Consider the following 19,626-nt stretch of genomic DNA (forward strand, 5'->3'; position numbering starts at 1 on the left):
TTATTCTCAGGTGATAAGTTCTTCGTTTGGGCTTGATGCGCGATTCTGCTCCGGGTGACCGAAGGAGTAAAAGCAGACTACCCTACTACCAGCTCCGTAAAGCTGGCGCCTATTACCACGCCGGGCAAAGTGAGGCCGGTTTCGGTGGTTACCTCGGCAGCTTCAGCGGGCTGCCCGTCGGTGCTGAAGGCGGCGGCGGCAAAGGGCAGCCCGTGCAGCACTACGCGGTAGGTGGCCCAGGTGGGCTGGAAGTCGCCTTCGATGGTTTGTTGCAGGAGCAGGCCTTTCTCCGAGCCTGTTACGGTGAAACGACGCGTGGTGCTCTGGCCTTGCTGGTAGCCGTAGCCTTCGCCCCCGTCTTCGTAGAGGACGCTGGTCTCCGAGCCCTGCTTGTAATACACGTGCAGGGTGACTTCTTCCACCGTTTTCTCGCCTACGTACTGCATCAGCGGGTACATGGGCACCACGGCCCCGGCCTTAATGAAGAGTGGAATGCGGGTCAGGTCGGCAGCGGCCCACACTTCGGCACCACCGGCTTTGGCCTCATCAGTCCAGTAGTAGAACCAGTTGCCGCGGGGCAGGTACATCCAGCGGCCATCGGCGCCGGGCTGGGTGATGGGGCACACCAGCAGGTGGTCGCCGAGGCTGAACTCGGCCATGCGCAGGTAGGTATCGGTGTCGGCTTGGTCAAGGAAAGCCAGGGGGCGCAGCATGGGCGTGCCCTGCTGGTTGTACTGCCAGAACGTGGTGTACATGTAGGGCAGCAAGCGGTAGCGCAACTCGATGAAGCCCTTCGCTAGCTCAGCAAAGTTTTCCCCAAACGACCAGGGTTCCTGGTCGCCGTGGTCGCCGGAGCTGTGGGTGCGAAAGAAGGGATGAAAGGCCCCCAGCGCCACCCAGCGCACGTACAGCTCGCCGTCGGGCGTGTCAATGAAGCCCCCAATATCAGAGCCCACAAACGAGAAACCCGAGATGCTCAGGCGCTGGCACTGAATGTTGGCCAGCCACAGGTGTTCCCAGGACGCGATGTTGTCGCCGGTCCAGCCGGAGGAGTAGCGCTGCCCGCCGGCGTAGGTGCTGCGCGTGATGGTGAAGGGCCGGTTGGGGTAGGCAAACTGCTTCACGCCGTCGTTGGTGGCGCGGGCCATTTGCATGCCGTAGATGTTGTGGGCCTTGCGGTGAGAGGCGGGGTAGCCTTCGTAGCCAAAGCGCACGTCGTCGGGGAAGGTGCCTTTCTCGAACACGGCGGGCTCGTTCATATCATTCCACACGCCCTTCACGCCCGTTTCCTGGATGAGGCCCTTGAACAGCCCGGCCCACCACTCGCGCACCTCAGGGCGGGTGTAGTCGGGGAAGTTGCAGAGGCCGGGCCATACGGAGCCCTTCATCAGCGGCCCATCGGCGCGGCGACAGAAGTAGTCGTTCTTTAGCCCCTCCTGGTACACCGAGTAGTCGGGGTCAATCTTGATGCCGGGGTCGATGATGACAATGGTTTTGAAGCCATCTTCGGCCAGCTCCCGCACCATGCGCTGGGGCTCCGGGAAGTGGGTCGGGCTCCAGGTAAAGCACCGGTAGCCGTCCATGTAGTCGATGTCCAGATACAGCGCGTCGCAGGGAATTTTTCGGTCGCGGAAGCCCTGGGCAATGGCTTTCACGTTGCTCTCGGGGAAGTAGCTCCACTTGCACTGGTGGTAGCCCAGGGCCCACAGCGGGGGCAGCTCGGGCGGGCTAGTCAGGCGGGTGTACTCCTGGGTTACTTCCAGCAGGCTGGGGCCGTAGATGAAGTAATAGTTCATCTCGCCGCCCTGGGCCCAGAACGAGGACACGTCGGCCCGCTCGGCGGCAAAGTCGAAGCTGGCCTTAAAGGAGTTATCGAAGAAGATGCCGTGGGCAATTTTCTGGTGCAGACCCAGGAAGAAGGGAATGTTCTTGTAGAGCGGGTCGGAGCCTTTCTGGTAGCCGTAGGTATCGGTGCCCCAGTTGGTGAACTGCTTGCCGCGCAGGTTCATGTTGTCGGGCTTGTCGCCGAGGCCGTAGTAGTGGGCCCCGCCCTGCACCAGCTTGCTCATCTTCACGATGTCGTTGCCGGTTTCGTACTCGTACTCCCAGTGGAAGCCCTTTTCGTCCTCGCTCAGTACCAGGCCCGAGCGGTTGAGCACCCGGGTGCGCAGGTTTTCCTTATCGACGACGCAAATCAGGCGGTCGGTGGTAATGCGGTAGTGGTCGGGCTTCTCCCGGAACTCCAGAAACTCTAGGTCCTGGCGGGCGGGCACTCCTGCGGGGAAGGCATAACTGAAATCGGGCCCGAAGCCGGCCTCGGTGGCGTAGCGGAAACGCAGGACCTTATCGGTAATTACTTGCAGGCTGAGCTGCACGCCATTGTCGCAGCGGAAGATAAAGTCAGTGCCTTGCCGTTCGCCCTGCACTACCCGGCCGGGGTAGAACTCCTGCTTGGATTGGGCGGCCAGGTCATTGACCATGTAGTTGTTCTCCTGGATATTGTCGGCCATTACGGGGAGGTGTCGGAGGTAGTCAGAGGGTAAGAAGGCAGAAAAATTCCGGCCCGGCCGGAAGTGCCCGGTAGTAGCCCGCAAGGTAAAACTGATTCGGGCTACAACGGAGCAGCTTACGCGCTACTTTTTCAGAAACTGCCATTAGAAGCGGCGGCAGGCACTTTTTTCTCTACCTTGCCATACCTCATCCGTGCCAGCCGCTCATTTCCCCGCTCTATGATTCCTGCTCCATTTTCCGTGTTGTTGCTTGGCTGGAATGAGGCACCCGTGGCGGCCGGCCGGCCCGCCGTGCGGGCTCTTGTGCAAGAGTTGGCCGGGCGCCTGCCGCTTTCGGTAATGCTGCCCCACTTGCCCTACCCCCCGCTGGCTACCCCCGCCGCTACCCGCGTAACGGGCCTGGCCAACCTCACGCAGGCCGAAGCCCGCGCCCCCCGCCCCCACCCCGACGAGCGCCCCGGCGCCTGGCAGCGGCCGGCAGCTCCCTACCTCGGGACCAGCGAAACTGCGGGTGCAGCAACGCCTTTCTTGGCCGCTTCCGATGGTTCCTGGCAAGCGCCGGCAGCGCCTTATTTGGGCGCAACGCCCCCAACGGTAGCAGCTGAGGCAGCAGCCACGGCCCCAGTTGCCACAACCATTGCCGTGCTGCCCGACCTTGAACCCACTCCGCGCCCGCAGGACAGCGTCGTTTTTGCCGCTACGCCTACCCCGCCTCCCACCTCGGAAGCGCCAGAGCTATCGGAGCAGGAATTGCAGCTAAACCAGGACGAGTTTGCCGGCGCGGCTGCCGAGCCAGACGGAGCCGAAGCCGCGGCCTTGAGCCAGCCGGCCGACGACTTGGTGCCAGAGCCTACTCCCGCGCCAGCCACCGAAGTTCTGCCCCAGCTAGCCTCGCTGCCGGAAGCCTTGGCAGCCCTGGGCACCGATTCCGCCGCCCCCGCCGACTTTAACTTTCAGGTGATTCAGTACGCCCGCTTTGCTACGCGCCGAGCTCTGCTGGAAAACTTTTCCGTGATTTACGCCTCCGACTGGCCTACCTGGCTGGCCGCGCTGGAAATCCGTCAGCAAACGGGCCGGCCGCTGGTGTTGCACGTGCACAGCCTGGCCCAGGAGCGCGCTACCCCCGCCGACCGGGGCTGGGCCCTGGAACTGGAACGCCTAACCCTGCGGCGGGCCGATGTGGTACTGGCCGCCTCCGAGGAGGTAGCCGCCCTGCTGCGCACGCGCTACCCGGCCCTGGGTAGCCGCCTGCGAGTACTCGACCCCACGGATATTGAAACGCTTACTACCACCCTGCGCCAGCTAGAAAATGGCCTGCCCGGCCGCCAGCTTGCCGCACCTTTCTTTCCCCCTACTACATGAGTACCGACCCGCCCATCCGCCACGAATTCGATGCTCCTATGGAAATGGACGGCGCCGACAGCGGCGTTTTCCTGGTAGTTCCCTTCAGCGTACCTGAGGTATATGGCACCAAAGGCCCGCTGCCGGTGCGCGGCACCGTGGATGGCTTCCCCATCCGGCTGAACCTGGTGCCCATGGGCGACGGTCAGCACATGATTAGCATCCGCAAGGAAGTGCGCAACGCCATCAATAAAACCTGGACCGACACGGTGCACGTGGTGCTGGAGCGCGACAACGACTCCAGCGGCATTGAGCTGCCCGACGACCTCAAATACGCCCTGGAACGGGCCGGCCTGCAGGTCAGCTTCGACGCCCTACCCTACACCCAGCGCAAGGAACTGGCCCAGCGCGTAGCCCGCACCAAAAAGCCCGAAGCTCGCGCCCAGCGCATCGAGGACGCCCTAGAGCAGGCCCAGTCCGGCCGTAAAACCCGGCACTAGTTCTAGGTCTTTTCCCAACTTTCACTAAAAAGGCCAGTGGCTTCTTTCCTATGCAGGAAAGAAGCCACTGGCCTTTTTGCTCTATTAAGCGTTGACTACGACACGCGCGCCAGCACCAGGGCCGTGCGGTTCGTGACGTAGAGGCTGAGCTTATTGACGCCGTCTTCCTCGAAGGTTTCGTAGGTCAGGGCGGTGTCTATGCGCTGGAAGCCGCCGAAGTCGGCGTCGTCGGAGGTGAGCAGGATGCGGTAGCGGCCGGGCTGGGGCACGTAGAAGCGGTAGTCGGGCACGCTCCGCTCGACGTGGAAGCTGAACACGAAGATCAGGTGGCTCCGCTCGAAAATCAGGACCTGGTTGTGGCTGTCGATGTTGAGCTCGTGAGCCGGGCCGCCGGCCAATACCCGCGCCGACTTGGCCAGTTTAATCATGGCCCGGTCGAAGTTGAGCAGGTACTGGTACTTTAGGTCGGGGTTGTCGGCCAGGCTCCACTGGCGGCGGGCGAAGTAGTGGCTCCAGTTGTTGCCTTCCCGGGGAAAATCCACCCACTCCGGGTGGCCGAATTCATTACCAATAAAGTTGAGGTAAGCCTCGCCGCCCAAACTCAGGGTAGCCAGCCGGATAAGCTTGTGCAAGGCAATGCCGCGGGCCGTGATGGGGTCGGCATCGTCCTTGTGCATGTGCTCATAAATGGCCTTGTCCAGCAGCCAGTGGGCCAGGGTTTTGTCGCCCACCAGGGCTTGGTCGTGGCTCTCGGCGTAGGCCACGGTTTTCTCGCCGAGGCGGCGGTTGGTGAGGGTATACCAGAGGTCGTGCAGGTTCCAGTCCTCGTCGCGGGTGTGCTTGAGGAGCTTGATCCAGTAGTCGGGGATGCCCATGGCCAAGCGAAAATCAAAGCCGATACCGCCCTCCGCAATGGGCCGGCAGAGGCCGGGCATGCCGCTCATGTCCTCGGCAATGAGCAGGGCGCTGCGCTTGCACTCCCGCACCAGGGTAGCGGCCAGCTGCAGGTACAGAATGGCGTCCTCGTCTACCTCCGGGCCGAAATACTGGTCGTAGGAGCCAAAGCTGACGCCTTCGCCGTGGTGGTGGTAGAGCATGCTGGTGATGCCATCGAAGCGGAACCCATCGAAGTGAAACTCCTCCAGCCAGTAGCGCAGGTTGCTGAGTAGAAACTGCTGCACCTCAGGCTTGCCGTAGTCAAAAAGCTTGGAGTCCCAACCGGGGTGGTTGCCGCGGGCGCCTTCGTGGAAATACTGCCCGCCGGAGCCATCAAAGTCGGCCAGTCCTTCGGCCTCGTTTTTCACGGCGTGGGAGTGCACCACGTCGAGCAGCACGGCAATGCCACGGTTATGGGCCTCGTTGATGAGGTGCTTCAACTCTTCAGGGGTGCCAAAGCGCGAGGATACCGCAAAGAAATTGGCCACGTGGTAGCCAAAGGAGCCGTAATACGGGTGCTCCATCACGGCCATCAGCTGCAGGCAGTTGTAGCCGGCAGCCTGAATGCGGGGCAGAATTTGCGCGGCAAATTCCAGGTAGGAGCCCACCCGATCGGCCTCCAAGGCCATGCCCACGTGGGCCTCGTAAATCAGGGGCTCACGCACAAAATTGGGCACCCGAAACTTCTGGTCGGTCCAGGCAAAGGGCGTTTCCGGCCTCCAGACCTGGGCGGCAAAGTCTTTAGTTTCGGGATGTTGCACGGCACGACGCAGGGTAGCGGGTAGCCGATCTTTGCCTCCTTTGTGGGTTACCACGTGCACCTTATAGAGCGAGTGGTGGGTGAGCCGGTCCTGGTAGTCCTTATCGGGCAGGAACACTTCCCATACGCCCTCCGGGCCCTGGGTTAGGGGCGTGGCCTGCCGGTCCCAGCCGTTGAAGTCGCCCACCAGAAACAGGGCTTCGGCGGCCGGCGCCCACTCCCGAAACCAGTAGCCCCGGCGGCGGGCGTCGTAGTTGAGACCCAGGCGCTGGTGGGCTTGGGCAAACTTGGTGAGGGAGCCGCACTGGGTTGTAATTTCCGAGAGGCGCTGCCGTAGCCGCTGCTGGCGGCGGCGGAGTACGGGCTCGTAGGGTGCCAGCCACGGGTCGAGCTGCACGAGGGGCAGCGCAGGGGCAGTTTCGGTAGCACCGGGGGCAGTAGGCAGGTCGGGAGTCATAGCGCAGTCACAAGTCTGGTCCGGCCCAAAGCTACAGGATTCAGGGAAGTCTTAGTAGGACAAACCGGCCGGGAGGCACATACGCAACATCTGACCCAAGAGAGGGATGGGAGCGGAACCGGCCGGGCCAGGCCGCGCCGGGGGTCCTAAACTTACCGTAGCTTTGCGGGCATGAAACGCTTTTTGTCCCCGCTGGCCCTCCTGGCGGTGCTAGCGGCCTGCTCAGCCCCGCAGCACACTACTGCCCCCGGCGCTGCCGCTACCCTGGCCGCCCCGGTGCCCACAGCTACCCCCGTCGTCACGGATAAGGTGATGGTTGTATCGGCGCATCCGGAGGCCACGCGCGTGGGAGTAGAGATTCTGCGCCGGGGTGGCAACGCCTACGATGCGGCCGTGGCCGTGCAGTTTGCCCTGGCGGTGGTGTTTCCCGTGGCAGGCAACATCGGGGGCGGGGGCTTTCTGCTCTACCGTGGCGCCGATGGCCAGGAGGGCGCCCTAGATTTTCGGGAAACCGCCCCCGCCGCCGCTACCCGCGACATGTACCTAGATAAGCAAGGCAACGTAATTCCGGACCTGAGCACGCTGGGCCACCTGGCCGCCGGCGTGCCCGGCACCGTGGCCGGCATGGCAGAGCTGCACCAAAAACTGGGTAAGCTGCCATGGAAAGACGTGGTGCAGCCCGCCGTGGACCTAGCCGCCAAGGGCGTAGTGCTGACCGAGAAGGAAGCCGCCGGGCTGAACCGCCAGCGCGACACGTTCCTGAAGGTAAACCAAAGCGCCGCCCTTATCCGTCCCCAGGACGAATGGAAAACCGGCGAAAACTTCGTGCAGAGTGAACTGGCGCGCACGCTGGAACGCATCCGCGACCAGGGCCGCGCCGGTTTCTATGCAGGCGCTACTGCCGACTATATCGTGGCAGAGATGCAGCGCGGCAAGGGCATCATCACCAAACAGGACCTAGCGAATTACCAGCCCAAGTGGCGCACGCCCCTGCACGGCAAGTACCGGGGTTACGAGGTGCTGACGTTTCCGCCGCCCAGCTCCGGCGGGGTAGCCCTGCTGCAAATGCTGCAGATGCTGGAGCCCTACAACCTAGGTAAGGCTGGTTGGCATTCGCCCCAGGCCACGCACTGGATTACGGAGGCCGAACGCCGCGTGTACGCCGACCGCGCTACCTACCTCGGCGACCCAGACTTTGGACGGGTGCCGGTGGCGCAGCTGCTCGAAAAATCGTACAACCAGCGGCGCATGGCCTCTATCCTTCCCTACCGGGCCACACCCAGCGCCCAGGTAACGGCCGGCACAGGCCTGCCCGGCTACGAGTCGGACCAGACCACGCACTACAACATTGTGGACGCGCAGGGTAACGCGGTCAGCTGCACCACCACCCTCAACGGGGCTTACGGTAGCAAGGTGGTAGTGGCCGGAGCGGGTTTTCTGCTTAACAACGAGATGGACGATTTCAGTAGCAAACCTGGCACACCTAACGCCTACGGACTGGTAGGCGGCGCGGCCAATGCCATTGCGCCCGGCAAGCGCATGCTGTCCTCCATGACGCCGGCTATTCTCACCAAAAACAAGAAACTGGCCCTGGTAGTGGGCACGCCCGGCGGCAGCACCATCATTACCAGCGTCATGCAGGCCATCCTCAACACCCTAGATTACGGCCTGAACGCCCAGCAAGCCGTGGCCGCCCCGCGCCTGCACCACCAGTGGCTCCCCGACCAGATTGACGTGGAAGCCGGCGCCCTGCTACCCGCCGCTCAAGACACGCTGCGGGCCCGCGGTTACCTATTCAACCCGCGTGCACCCTGGGGCCGGGTAGAGGTGATTCGGGTGCTGCCCGGTGGCCAGCTAGAAGGCGGCGCCGACCCCCGCGGCGACGACGCTGCGGCCGGTTACTAAGCGGCTGTTGGTCTACCGCCTATCAGCTCAAAACCCACCCGGCTTTGCATACTGCAAGGCTAGGTGGGTTTTGAGTTGGAGCCGGAAGCGGATTGCTTACTGCTGCTGGGCGTCGCGGGCAGTTTGCAGGTTGCGGGCTACCTCGGTGAGCTGCTTGGAAAGTTGGTCCAGGGATTCGATGTAGCGCGGGTTGGCATTGTCCACGAAACTGTTGATGTGCTCGGCCAGCGTTTGCAGCACGTCGCTGATGGGGTTGGGGTCTGTGCCGCTAAAGAAGCCTTTGAGCTTTACCAGGTCGGCGGCGAGGGTAGCGTGGGCGGTTTCGCCGGAGGAACGCAGCATCTGAATCCAGCCGTCGATGTTCTCCGTAGCCCGGGCTACCACTTGCGTTACGTCTTCACTGCGAAGGATGCGGAGGGTTGCCTCCAGTTGGTCGGCGCTGGCAGAATGCGAAATGGACATAGGAAAGGAGGTTGAGTGAAACACAGAGATACTAGCCTGTGTACTACTTCCTTACTCTCAGGGTTGGTAGCAACCAGGGTACAACATTTGGCTTGTAGTTCAGCTTCGTTGCGTGCGCTGCACCCGCTTCGAAGGCAGGTAAATTGCCTTTCACCCCTCCCCCGGCAGCCTCACCTCACTTGTTCCATCAGCCGCGCTGGCCTAAACACGCCAGCGCGGCTGCGTTGCGTTCTGTATCCCTTCTTCCACAAAAGCGGCCTACCTCTTAGGAAGTAGGCCGACTTCGATGAGGGCGCAGGGAAAAGGAGGTTATAAAGTGGCGGCGGCGTTTTGGAGGGCCTGGCTTAGCTGCTGCAGCTTGGGCTGCGACTGAGCATCGGCGCTGGCGGCGGCTTGGGTAGTCAGGTTGGCCAGGTTGTGCAGGCACTCCTTTACCTGGGCGCCGTTGGGGTTGCCGTGGTCGATGGCGTTGTAAAGGTTCTGCAGTTCCTCAATCAGAGGCGCGAACCGGTCACCCTCTACGGTCTGGAGCAGATTCATCCAGCGGTAGAGGTTGTCGCCGGCGGCCGGCAGTAAGTGGGGTAGCTGGTCGGTTTGCAGGGCGTGCAGGGTGGCTTCCAAGTGAGTTTGGCTGCCGGCCAGAACGGAGCCGGGGGCATGCCCGGCACCCGCGTCAGGGGAGTTCGTGCTCATATCAGTAAGTAAATTGAGTGACAGAAAATCGATTATATGACCTGAGCCGAAATCGGCCAAACCGGTAAAAAAACAGCCTCGCCCGGTAGGCAAGGCTGCGGCACTGGGGCGGTCAAAAACGTGGTAGCTTAGGAAACCTTCAGGTTGCCGGCGGCGGCAATGAGCGTCTGGCCCAGGTGGCGTAGGTGGTCACCTACCCCGTCGTGCATGTCGCGGGCAATGAGGGAGGTTTGCTGGCCCAGCTGCTGCAGGGAGGCAGCAATGGCGGGCCGGTCGTCGCGCTCCACGTGGGTACGCAGGTGACGCAGCTCACCTTGCAAACCCGTGAGGGCCGAGCCGCCCAGCCCATCAAGGGCTTGAATCCAGCTGTCAATATGTCCTAGCCCGGCATCAACGGGGTGGTTGCTGTGTTGCTCCAGGGCACGGTAGATGCCCTCAATAGTTTCTTCGATGCGGTCGGCGTGGTTCATAACGCGGGAGGTTGGGAAGAATGAAGAGGTAGTGGAACTGTACGCCAGCAGCGGCCCAGGCGTTGCCTTGACCGCCCCGTCAGTGAAGAATCAGCGCACGAGGCAGAGAAGCCTTCCCTACTTATACTACTCAGAGTGTGTGAGCTACAACCAACCTAAAAGGCCGTCATGCAGAGCCGGCGGCGAAGCATCTCGCGGGCTGATGTGGAGTAGTAATTCAACGATTCGAGCGAGATGCTTCGCCGCCGGCTCTGCATGACGTTTCAAGGAGTTTGCCGAGGCATCTTGAGGCAGCCATCTGTGCCGCTAGCCGTGCAAGTAGTTTGTGCTTTCCTCATAACGCTGATAAACCAATATGAAAAAAGCCGCGGCCTAGAAGACCGCGGCTTTTTTAGGCCTTACAGGAGGCTAATCTATTCTTTCACGAAGCGACGCATCAGGGAAACGCCGTTTGAGGTCTGCACTTTCACGAGGTAGGTACCGGCGGGCAGGTTGCTTACCGGAAGCGTGGTGCTCAGGGCCGCATCTAGCTGGGCTTGCAGCACCTGGGCGCCGGTGGCGCTGTACACCGTTACGCTAGCTTGGCTGGCCGTAGCCGACAGGCGCACGTGCAGCACATCGGTGGCGGGGCTCGGGAAGAGTACCAGCTCCGGCGTCTGGCTCAGCTCGAAGCGCACTACCTGCACTTCCGTTAGGTGGGCTTCCCCATCGGTGTCTACCTGCTTGAGGCGGTAGTACACTACGGCTCCGTGGCGGCTGGCGCCGGCATCCTGGAAGCTGTACTGCTGGGCTGCCGTGGTGGTGCCGTGGCCGGCTACCTGCCCGATTTTCTCGAAGCTCTTACCATTTACGGAGCGCTCCACCTCGAAGCGGGCGTTGTTCAGCTCCTGAGTGGTAGCCCAGGTCAGCAGGGCGTTAGCGCCCTGGCTTTTGGCCGAGAAGCTCACCAGCTGCACGGGCAGCGGAGCCCCGCCAATGGTGAAGGCCACCAGCTGGCTGCTCGTGCCCCCGAACTCGTCGGTGGTCGTTACGGTCAGGTCGTAGCTGCCGGTGCGCAGCAGGGTACGGTCGGCCACCGTGATGGTGCCGGTAGCCACATTCAGGGCCAGACCCATGCTCGCCAGGCGGGTAGTGCTGGCGGCATCGGTGGTAGCAACCCGGATGCCGGTGTCGGTCACGCTGTTCACCTTGGTAGTGGTGTTCAGGCTGTACTCGCCGCCGTTGGCATCAAAGGCACTGGTAATTACGTCACCGTTCTGATAGGCTCCGTTACTGCCACCTTTTACGGTAGCCGCCGTGAAGACCGTAGTGTTGTCCTGGCCTACCGGAATTGTGTAGAGCACCGGCGCCGACTCAGCATTGCTGTTATCAATGGCCAAGAAAGTGAAGTAGGCGTTACCCACGAAGGAGGCTACTGGATCGAAGCGCAGGTTACCGGCCGTAGCGGCGGCCAGCGTGAAGCGGCCGTTGCTGAGCGCTACCGGCGCGAAGTTGGTGCCGTCGGCGGCGTAGAACAGGGTGCCTTGGGTGCCGGCATCAGGCAGGGAGGTAATGACGTAGTTCGTGATAGAACCATCGGCATCGGAAGCGCTGAGCGGCGACAGGGCCAGGGCCGTTACGGCGGTGTTGCCGTCGGGGGCCGTTAGGTTGTTCACCACCTGGTTGGCCACGGCTACCTGGTTGGCCAGGGTGGTCGTGTAGGTCTGGGTGTCGTCGGCGGTGGTGGTTTGCGCCGAGGATGCGCCTACCGTGGCCGACACCGGGAATGAAGCGGCGGTAGCAGGCACCGGGAAGGTGATGGTGTAGCCTACCGAGGCGGCCTGACCGGCAGCCAGGGTGCCCACGGCCGGGAACGTCACTGTGCCCGTGCCGGGAGCGTAGCTGCCGCCCCCCGTAATAGCTACATCCGTTGGGTTCAGGCCGGCCGGAATCTGGGCCGAAATGCTCACGCCGGTTGCGGCCGAAGGGCCATCATTCAGCACGCGTACCAGATAGGTAGCCGGCTGGCCCGGCAGCACCGTTCCTTCCTGGGCCGAGGTCTGGGCGCTGGGGCCGCGTACAATGGCGCGCACGTTGCTGAGCGAGTTAACCGTTACGCTGGCTACGGCCGTGTTGTTGGCGGGCGTACCGTCGCTGAAGGCCGAGCCTACGCTGGCCACGGCCGTCACAGGACCCACGCCGGGCGTTACTACCGTAATGGTGCTGGTCTGGGCGTTGCCGGCAGTGCCGCTGGCTTGCAGGGTCAGGGCCGGGAAGGTTACCAGGCCGGAAGCCGGGTCGTAGGTACCACCGTTGGTGATGCTCAGGCTAGCTGGGTCGAGGCCGGCGGGCAGAGCCACGCGCTGCACCACGTTGGTGGCTGGAGCCGTGCCGTTGTTAGTGGCCGTTAGGGTGAAGAGTATCGGCTGACCGGCCGTCTGGCTGGCTACATTCGAGCTGAGCGTTTCCACTACATCGGCGGCCGTTAGGGTCGGGCGCAGTACGCTGGTGGTGAACGTGGTGGCGTTGTTGGTGCCGTTCACGTCGTTGGTCGCCGAGCTGGCAGTAGCAATGGCCGTGGCGCTGATGGCGGCCACGTCGGGGGCGTTGAAGGTAATGGTGTTCGTTACAGAACCGGCCAGGCCAGCTACTACCTCCGTTTGCGCGGGGAAGGTTACGCGGCCGGTGGTGGCGTTGTAAGCGCTGTTAATAGCTACGCCCGCCGCATCGCGCACCGTCACACCCGTTAGGCCGACGGGCAGCTGCACCGTAGTTGTTACCCCAGCAGCCGGCGAGGTGCCGGTGTTCAGGGTGCGCACCGTCAGCACAACCGGGGTACCATTTACTACCACATCCGGACCCGAAATGGTGGCCACCACATCCGAGGCGCGGCTGGCCGTAACGGCCAGGGTGCTGGTATTGGTGGCCGTGGCGTTATCCGGAGTGGTGCTGGTAACGAAGGCCGTGTTGGTGAAAGAGCCCGCGGGCGCATCAAACGACACCATGTTCACTACCGTCTGGCCGGGAGCCAGGCTGCTGATAACCGGGTAGGCCAGCAGAGCTTGGTTGGGCTGCACGTCTACCGTGCCGGTGGTGCCGGCCGGCAGGTTGCTGGAGTAAGTCAGGTTGGCTACGGCTGGGGGCACGCGCAGGAACTGCTGCACGTTAGCGGCCGCTACGGAACCGTTGTTGGTCGTCGTCAGGGTGTAGGTCACGCGCTGACCAGCCGTTACGGCCGTGGGGCCTACCAGGGTCGTCACCACATCAGCCGCCGGCCGAACCGTGAGCATGAGGCTGGCAATGTTGTCACCGGCAACGGGGTCGGGAGTAGTGGTAGCCGCGTTGGAGTTGAACAGCACCGGACCATAGGCCGGGGTGTTCAACTGCACGGTATTTGTCTGGCTGGTGCCGCTCACCAAACTGGTAGCGGGCCAGGTAACCACGCCGGCGCTGGCGTTGTAGGTGCCGCCGCCGGAAATCGTGAGAGCACTAGGCGCCAAATCGGCGGGAACGGCAAGCTGCTGCACTACCCCAGTGGCGGTGCCAGGACCAGCATTGGTTACTGCCGCCGTTAGAGTCAGCTGGGCGCCGGGAGCGGCCGAGGTTACGGCCACACCGTTGCTGGTCAGGGCCAGGGAAGTGTATACGTTGGCCGGCGTGTCGGCGCTGGCCGCTACGGCCGTGGAAGCCGTGAGCGAATTGTTGCCGGGCACCGTCTCGCCGTTGGCCGTTACGTTGGCCGTAGCCGTGAAAGTAGCCGCCGTGGCCGGAGCGGTCAGGCTGATGGTGTTGCTCACCGTCTGGCCGGCGGGCAGGGCGCTAATGCTCGGGAAGGTAACGTCCGTCGTGTTCGAGGCCGAATTGTAAACGTAGCTGCCGTTGTTGGACACAAATAGGCCGGTCAGGTTGCCGGGCAACGATACGGTTTGCACGACGCCCGTTGCCAGGGAAGGACCGTTGTTACGGGTTACTACCGTGTAAGTGAGCGTAGAGCCGGTAGCCGCGTTGGCGGGGGCTTGCAGGGTAGTCGTTAGGTCGAAGGCGGGCGTCACGTTTACCGTGGCGCTGGCCGTGTTGTTACCGGTGGTTAGGTCGGCTACGGCGGCGGAAGCAGCGCTGGCCGTGCCCATGAAGGGGCCGGAGCCGGGCACCAGGAAAGTCACGCTGTACTGAGCGTTGGCACCGCCCGCGAGGTTAACCGCCGGGAAGGTTACCAGACCAGTGCTGCTGTTGTACGTGCCGCCGTGGCTGAACGTGAGGGCGCCGTTGGCACCCAGGCCGCGCAGGCCGGCGGGCAGTTGCAGGGTAGGCGCTACGTTGCTGGCCGTTACGGTACCGTTGTTGGTCGCCTGCACCGTGAAGGTAATTGGCTGACCAGCCGTGGCGGTAGCGTTGTTGGCCGGAGCCGTCAGGGCTACTACTACATCGGCCGTGGCCTGCTGCACCATCACCACAATGTTGGCCTGGTTGGTAGGAGCTCCGGCCGCGTCCTGCACGGTATAGGGTGCCGTAGCCGTACCCACGAAGCCGGCTACCGGCGCGAAGGTTACTACGCCGCTGTTGTCCACCGTGAAGGTGCCCTCGGCGGTAGTCACGCTGAGCTGGCGGTTGGCCTGACCGGGGTTCAGGTCGACGGTAGCCACGTTAAATGAATTCTCGGGGTCGATGTCGTTGGTCAGCACGTTCAGGCTGGTGCTGGCGCCCGAGGTAGTGGCGGCCACGTCGGCTACGGCCGTGGGGGCCAGGTTGCAGGAGCCGAAGTACACGTCGTCCACGCCCAGGTCGTTACCGCCGGTAGCGGTGCTCACGTTGCGAATCTCGAAGGTAGCTGAGGTGCTGTTGCCCGAGTACCACACGTCCGAGAACTGCACCCACTGATCAGGTGACTCGTTCAGCTGAATCGTACCCGACACAGACTCGCCATTGATAACGAAGCCCAGCTCCGGAATACCCTGGCCGCTGTTGGGGGCCAGCAGATTGTTGAAGAAGGCCGAGAACGTGTAGTAGCGGTTGGGCTGCACGGTCACGGTCTGGGCGTACAGCGTCCGGATGGAAGCGGCGCCGTTTACCATCAGGAAATTATCGGAGGTGCCGCCCGTGCGGCCGGTGCCCTGGAAGTTGGGGTGGTAGGTGGTGGCGTTGGGGCCCACCGTGTACGTGCCCTCCGGATAAATACCCGTGCTAGTGTTGCCCGCTACGTAAGCCGAAGCCACGTAGCTGTAGTTGGTCGCGAAGCCGGTGTTGCCGCTGGTGAAGGCGGGGTTGGCTAGCAGGTTGGAGCCCGTAGCGGAGGTACAGGCCGTGTTCGTGCTGAATACGCGCAGGCTTACCGTGGCGCTGCCCGAGCAGAGAGGGGTAGCGGCGTTGTCGCAGGCGGTGTAGGTGAAGCTGTCGGGGCCGGTGTAGCCCGTGGCGGGCGTGTAGGTGTAGGTGCCGTTGGCGTTGAGCACGAGCGTACCGTGGGTTGGGGCCGTGCCCAGGGCTACAGTGAAGCCGTTCTGCTCCTGGTCGTAGTCGTTGAGCACCACGTTGCCGTTCACGGCCGTGTTCAGGGGCACATCGCGGGAGTCGCCAGCCACCACGGGCGGGCGGTTGGGGGCATTCACGGTGTAGGTAGCGGCCAGGTTGGAGCGCAGCCCGGCGTTGTCGGTAGCAGTGTAGGTGAAGCTGGCGGTGCCCACGTAGCCCGCATTCGGCACGAAAGTCAGATTGCCGGCATTAGCCGCTAGAATTACCTGACCAGCCGTTACGGCCGTGTTGCCGAGCAGTAGCCGGCCGTTGGCGGGCAGGGTTTCAATGGTGAAGCTGGTAATGCTACCATCCTGGTCGGTGCCGCTGAGCGGAGCCAGCGCGTAGCCCAGCGTGGGCAGCGTAGCCGTCACGTTGTTTGCCACCGGCGGCAGGTTGCTGGGGCCCGCGCACAGAGCCGAGGTCGGAACTGGTTGCTTGGAGATGCTAGCGCCCGAAATGGCGCTGGAGTAAGAGAATACCAGGCTGTTCTCACGGTCATTGTCGCCGTACACCAGCAGCAGGTTGTGCAGGCCCGCCGACAGGGTGACGGTAGCTTGCCGCTCGCGCACGGTGTGGGCCGTGCCGTTGTCAACGGTAGCCGTGGCCGCGGTGGGGGTAGTTGCTAGGGCCGCCGCATCCAGCCACAGGTAAGCGGCGTCATCGGAGGAAATATAGAAAGTGTAGCTACCAGAAACTGGCACGTAGATGCTACCCCGCAGGCGGGTGCTGAACATCTCGGGGTTGGCGGCAGTGCCGGCGGCGGCGTTTGTGCTAATCAGGTCACTACCGAAGCTGTTGGTTTCCGGGAAGTTGACCTGGGCATCAATGCGGCGCAGGTTGGGCGTGCGCCCACCGAAGAAGGCGAGGTTGTCGTTGAAGTAGCCCGCGTAGTATTCCGCCGTCAGGCCGCTGGACGACTTGGTGTTGTCGAAATACGAAGCCGCGCAACCCGCCGGACCGGCAATGGCCTGAATTGGAATGCTGAAGGTAGCGGCGGCCGACACCAGACCGGCATTGTCGGTGGCGGTGTAGCGGAACGTGGTAGTGCCACCCGCAAAAGTCGGGGCCGGGTCGAAACGCAGTCCAACCGCCTGATCGGGCGAAATGGTGGTGCCGGCCGGCAGGGCAATGTAGTTGGGGATGCCCAGTAGTACGGGCGCATTGTAATAGAGTACCCCTTCGTTGGCCGGCGGCAATTGCGTAACGGTGTAGCCCGTAATGGTACCTTCGGCCTGGGCCGTGGGCGAGTCGATGTCGGTTTGGCCCAGGGAGTTAGCCAGGCTGGCTGCGTTGGTTACGTTGGCCGCTACGGGCACGCTACGGCACCACGTCATCTGCTCAATGCCAACCATGTGGTTGCCGGGCACCCCGCTAACGGTGTTGCGGTAAGTAAGTGTCAGGCGGGTAATACTCCCGGCGAAGCTGGCCGTTACGGTGCCGCCCGTGTTGTTGTCCACGTTCTGCGTGCCGGTAGCTATAGCTCCCGAAATGGCCGTGCTGCTGCCGGTAGGCTTGGTAAGCGTTGGCACTACGGGCATCCCGCCGTTGCTGCCGGCAAACGTTACCTCATCGGTAAAGCCAGCGGCCATATCCACGTCCTGCAACCGGATGGTGAGGTTGGCAACGGGCCGGTTGAAAGTAAACGTGATGGTAGAGTACCGCTCGTTGGCAGCTGAGTTGTCGGGGTAGTCGTTGGACCAGCTCAGCATGTCGGCCCCGTTTACGGCCTGGGTGCGCAACACCGCGTTGGTACCCGAAGCGCCGGAGTAGTAGCCCTCACTGCCAAGAGTAGTCAGGGCAGAGCCCGTGGGCACTGCTAAGGCCGGACGTGCTTTCCAGTCGCCGTTGGCCGCGTCGCTGGAAAAAGCGAACGTAGTGGTAGCCGCGCACTGGGCCGCTGCCTGGTTCCAAGTTCCAACCCCCAAAACGAGCCCCAAGGGGAACAAGTAGCGTAAAGGTGTCTTCATGCAGAAATAAATAGGTGTATCTGAGGGCATCCATCACAAGCTGCCCCGCTAGCAATGCCAAATTTACTACCATATACCTTATAAAGTTCAATTTCATATTCAGTCCAGTGCATCCCGTAAAATGAGCCATAAATCAAGTTTTGTAAGCTTATTTGTTTGATTATTAATACTTTACATGCAATTCTAATATTTGGAATATCATCCCATATTGAATCGTATTACAATGATTATATCCAATTATGAAACCAGACATGCATGCGTCTTCTTAAACCTCATTATCCGCTAGACTTCCTGTTTCAATTTGGGAGGAGTGAGCATCCTTTTTCGCTCACTTTTTTTCTGATTGTTGCACTTTTTTTGTTGGCAGCCCACTAATCTAGCTGCCAATAGGCCCGCTATACCCCACTCTTACCACCTGACTGACAGCTTACTACTACCTTTTCGGCACCATCCACAGCATGCCACCGCCAAGCGCTGCGGAGCTGGCCCCAGAGCAGCCCATTATGCCACGATTGAAGTTGCGGGGCACAGCGGCGCTGGTAGCCATCAGCTACGCACGTTACCTACTACTTACGGGCTAGCTTCCTTATGAAACGGGGGCGTAAACCGGCTACTCTTCTGCCCCAGCTTGCTATTTTTGGCTGTAACTCACCAGGCGCCTTGCATTGGTAGGTTCCGCTGGCCGCTTATGAAACAGAAAATTCGGGAGTGGCTACGCCGTTACCTGCTGGCCGAGGTGCTTTCCGTGGGGGCCACATTAGCCGGGGCGGGCCTGGTGTGGCACCTGGCCCCAAATCAGGACTTGCGGGCAGCGCTGGCGGGCACCTGGGCCGGCAACGTAGCCTACTTTGGCTGGCTGCTGGGGCAGGATGTGCAGCTGGCCCGCCGTACTCTTCGGGCCCAGGGCCGCCCTTATACCCGCCGCAGCTTGGGGCGCAACCTGCGGGCGCTGGTGGTGGAATTTGGGCCGGCAGAGCTACTGGACAGCCTGCTGATTCGGCCGGCTCTATTGTACTGGCTACCGCGCTGGACCGGCAGCCGGGCGGGCGGCGTGCTGCTGGCCAAGTTCGCGGCCGACGTGACCTTTTACATTCCCGCCATCATCAGCTACGAACTCAGCAAGAAGCGCCTGCGTAATTTCGGCGACTAACTACCGGGCTTAGTTGGCCTGAGTTGCTGGCTCCCCTACCCCACCCTGCGCCCATGAACCCGCCTGGCCTGCCCGTTCTTACCCTCAACTCATTTCCGCAGGGGCAGCCGCGGCCCTGGTACCTGGAGCAGCTAGCTAGGCACGTGGCCAACTTTCCCGGCGTTAGTCAGCCCCACGCCCACGACTTTTACCTGCTGCTCTACGTCACTGGCGGCCACGGCACCCACACCATTGATTTGGTTCGTTACGAGCTGCGGCCGGGTAGTCTGTTTTTCATGACGCCCGGACAGGTGCACCACTGGCAGCTTTCTGAGGGCGCCCAGGGCTACGTGGTACTGTTCGAGGCTGATTTCTACCTGTTTCGCTACCCCGGCGCCCGGCTGTTTGACTACCCTTTCTTTCAGCACAGCCACCCACCGGTGCTGCAACTGGGCCCCACCGAAACCGAGCTGTTACCGCTGTTTGAGCGCATGTGGCAGGAGCACTTGGCGCCCGCTCCCCAGCAAGACGAAGTCTTTCGCTCCTACCTGCACATTTGCCTGGAACTAGCCGCCCGCCACTACCCCACCAGCCCAGATCAGCCAGCTGCCGCCGGGGAGCCCCGCCACGCCCAACAGCTGCTTCGCGAGTTTGGGGCCCTGATTAACCAGTACTTCCGCACTCAGCGCGAGGTGCAGCTCTACGCCGATTTGCTGCACGTTTCGCCCAACCACCTCAATGCCCTGTGCCGGCGCCACCTGGGCAAAACCGCCAGCGCCCTGATTCAGGAGCGGTTGCTCATTGAAGCCCGTCGTCTGCTGCGCCACACGCCCGCTACCGTGGCGCAGGTAGCCGACTCTCTGGGCTTCGACGATGCATCTTACTTCAGCCGCTACTTTCGCAAGCACGCCGGCCACTCACCCGAGGCGTTTCGGGAGCAGCAGCAGGAAGGCCGCCCAGCCCCAAGTAGCCCGCGTTGATTTGTACCACACAAACCCGGAAATAG

11 protein-coding genes are annotated in these 19,626 nt (G+C 62.3%); 5 read left to right on the forward strand and 6 right to left on the reverse strand.

What is annotated here, in order from left to right; genetic code table 11:
• Window positions 1–77: 77 nt before the first annotated feature.
• Window positions 78–2,510: a glycoside hydrolase family 31 protein gene (locus MWH26_RS12530; RefSeq protein ID WP_247974559.1), complete on the reverse strand. Its 2,433-nt coding sequence runs from the start codon at window positions 2,508–2,510 to the stop codon at window positions 78–80.
• Window positions 2,511–2,729: 219 nt separating this feature from the next.
• Between MWH26_RS12530 and MWH26_RS12535 the strand changes: the two genes are divergently transcribed.
• Entirely contained in the window at window positions 2,730–3,872 is a 1,143-nt protein-coding gene (locus tag MWH26_RS12535; protein ID WP_247974560.1) for a glycosyltransferase, read from the forward strand.
• A complete protein-coding gene (locus MWH26_RS12540; protein ID WP_244696956.1) occupies window positions 3,869–4,351 on the forward strand; it encodes a YdeI/OmpD-associated family protein in 483 nt (160 codons plus the stop codon). Before MWH26_RS12535 ends, MWH26_RS12540 begins: the two co-directional genes overlap by 4 nt.
• A 95-nt stretch (window positions 4,352–4,446) precedes the next feature.
• Here MWH26_RS12540 and MWH26_RS12545 read toward each other — a convergent pair whose 3' ends face one another.
• The gene (locus MWH26_RS12545) at window positions 4,447–6,504 is read right to left on the reverse strand and encodes an alpha amylase C-terminal domain-containing protein (RefSeq protein WP_247974561.1); all 2,058 of its coding nucleotides are present in this window, start codon (window positions 6,502–6,504) and stop codon (window positions 4,447–4,449) included.
• Window positions 6,505–6,675: 171 nt separating this feature from the next.
• On the opposite strand from MWH26_RS12545, the gene ggt reads away from it, so the two are divergent.
• Window positions 6,676–8,409, forward strand: a complete 1,734-nt coding sequence (gene ggt / locus MWH26_RS12550) for a gamma-glutamyltransferase (protein WP_247974562.1) — start codon at window positions 6,676–6,678, stop codon at window positions 8,407–8,409.
• A gap of 96 nt (window positions 8,410–8,505) precedes the next feature.
• Here ggt and MWH26_RS12555 read toward each other — a convergent pair whose 3' ends face one another.
• From MWH26_RS12555 to MWH26_RS12570, 4 genes are all read right to left on the reverse strand, one after another.
• Window positions 8,506–8,871 (reverse strand): hypothetical protein, encoded by a 366-nt coding sequence (locus MWH26_RS12555; RefSeq protein WP_244696958.1) that lies wholly within the window; start codon window positions 8,869–8,871, stop codon window positions 8,506–8,508.
• Window positions 8,872–9,180: 309 nt separating this feature from the next.
• Window positions 9,181–9,564, reverse strand: a complete 384-nt coding sequence (locus MWH26_RS12560; RefSeq protein ID WP_244696959.1) for a hypothetical protein — start codon at window positions 9,562–9,564, stop codon at window positions 9,181–9,183.
• Between the two features lie 128 nt (window positions 9,565–9,692).
• On the reverse strand, window positions 9,693–10,034 hold the full coding sequence (locus MWH26_RS12565) for a hypothetical protein (RefSeq protein WP_244696960.1): 342 nt from the start codon (window positions 10,032–10,034) through the stop codon (window positions 9,693–9,695).
• A 413-nt stretch (window positions 10,035–10,447) separates the two neighbouring features.
• The gene (locus MWH26_RS12570) at window positions 10,448–17,491 is read right to left on the reverse strand and encodes a cadherin-like domain-containing protein (RefSeq protein ID WP_247974563.1); all 7,044 of its coding nucleotides are present in this window, start codon (window positions 17,489–17,491) and stop codon (window positions 10,448–10,450) included.
• A 688-nt stretch (window positions 17,492–18,179) separates the two neighbouring features.
• Here MWH26_RS12570 and MWH26_RS12575 point away from each other — a divergent pair.
• Window positions 18,180–18,641, forward strand: a complete 462-nt coding sequence (locus tag MWH26_RS12575; protein WP_247974564.1) for a hypothetical protein — start codon at window positions 18,180–18,182, stop codon at window positions 18,639–18,641.
• Between the two features lie 53 nt (window positions 18,642–18,694).
• On the forward strand, window positions 18,695–19,600 hold the full coding sequence (locus tag MWH26_RS12580) for an AraC family transcriptional regulator (RefSeq protein WP_247974565.1): 906 nt from the start codon (window positions 18,695–18,697) through the stop codon (window positions 19,598–19,600).
• Window positions 19,601–19,626: the final 26 nt, after the last annotated feature.

Source organism: Hymenobacter sublimis (genome assembly GCF_023101345.1).
Classification (GTDB): domain Bacteria; phylum Bacteroidota; class Bacteroidia; order Cytophagales; family Hymenobacteraceae; genus Hymenobacter; species Hymenobacter sublimis.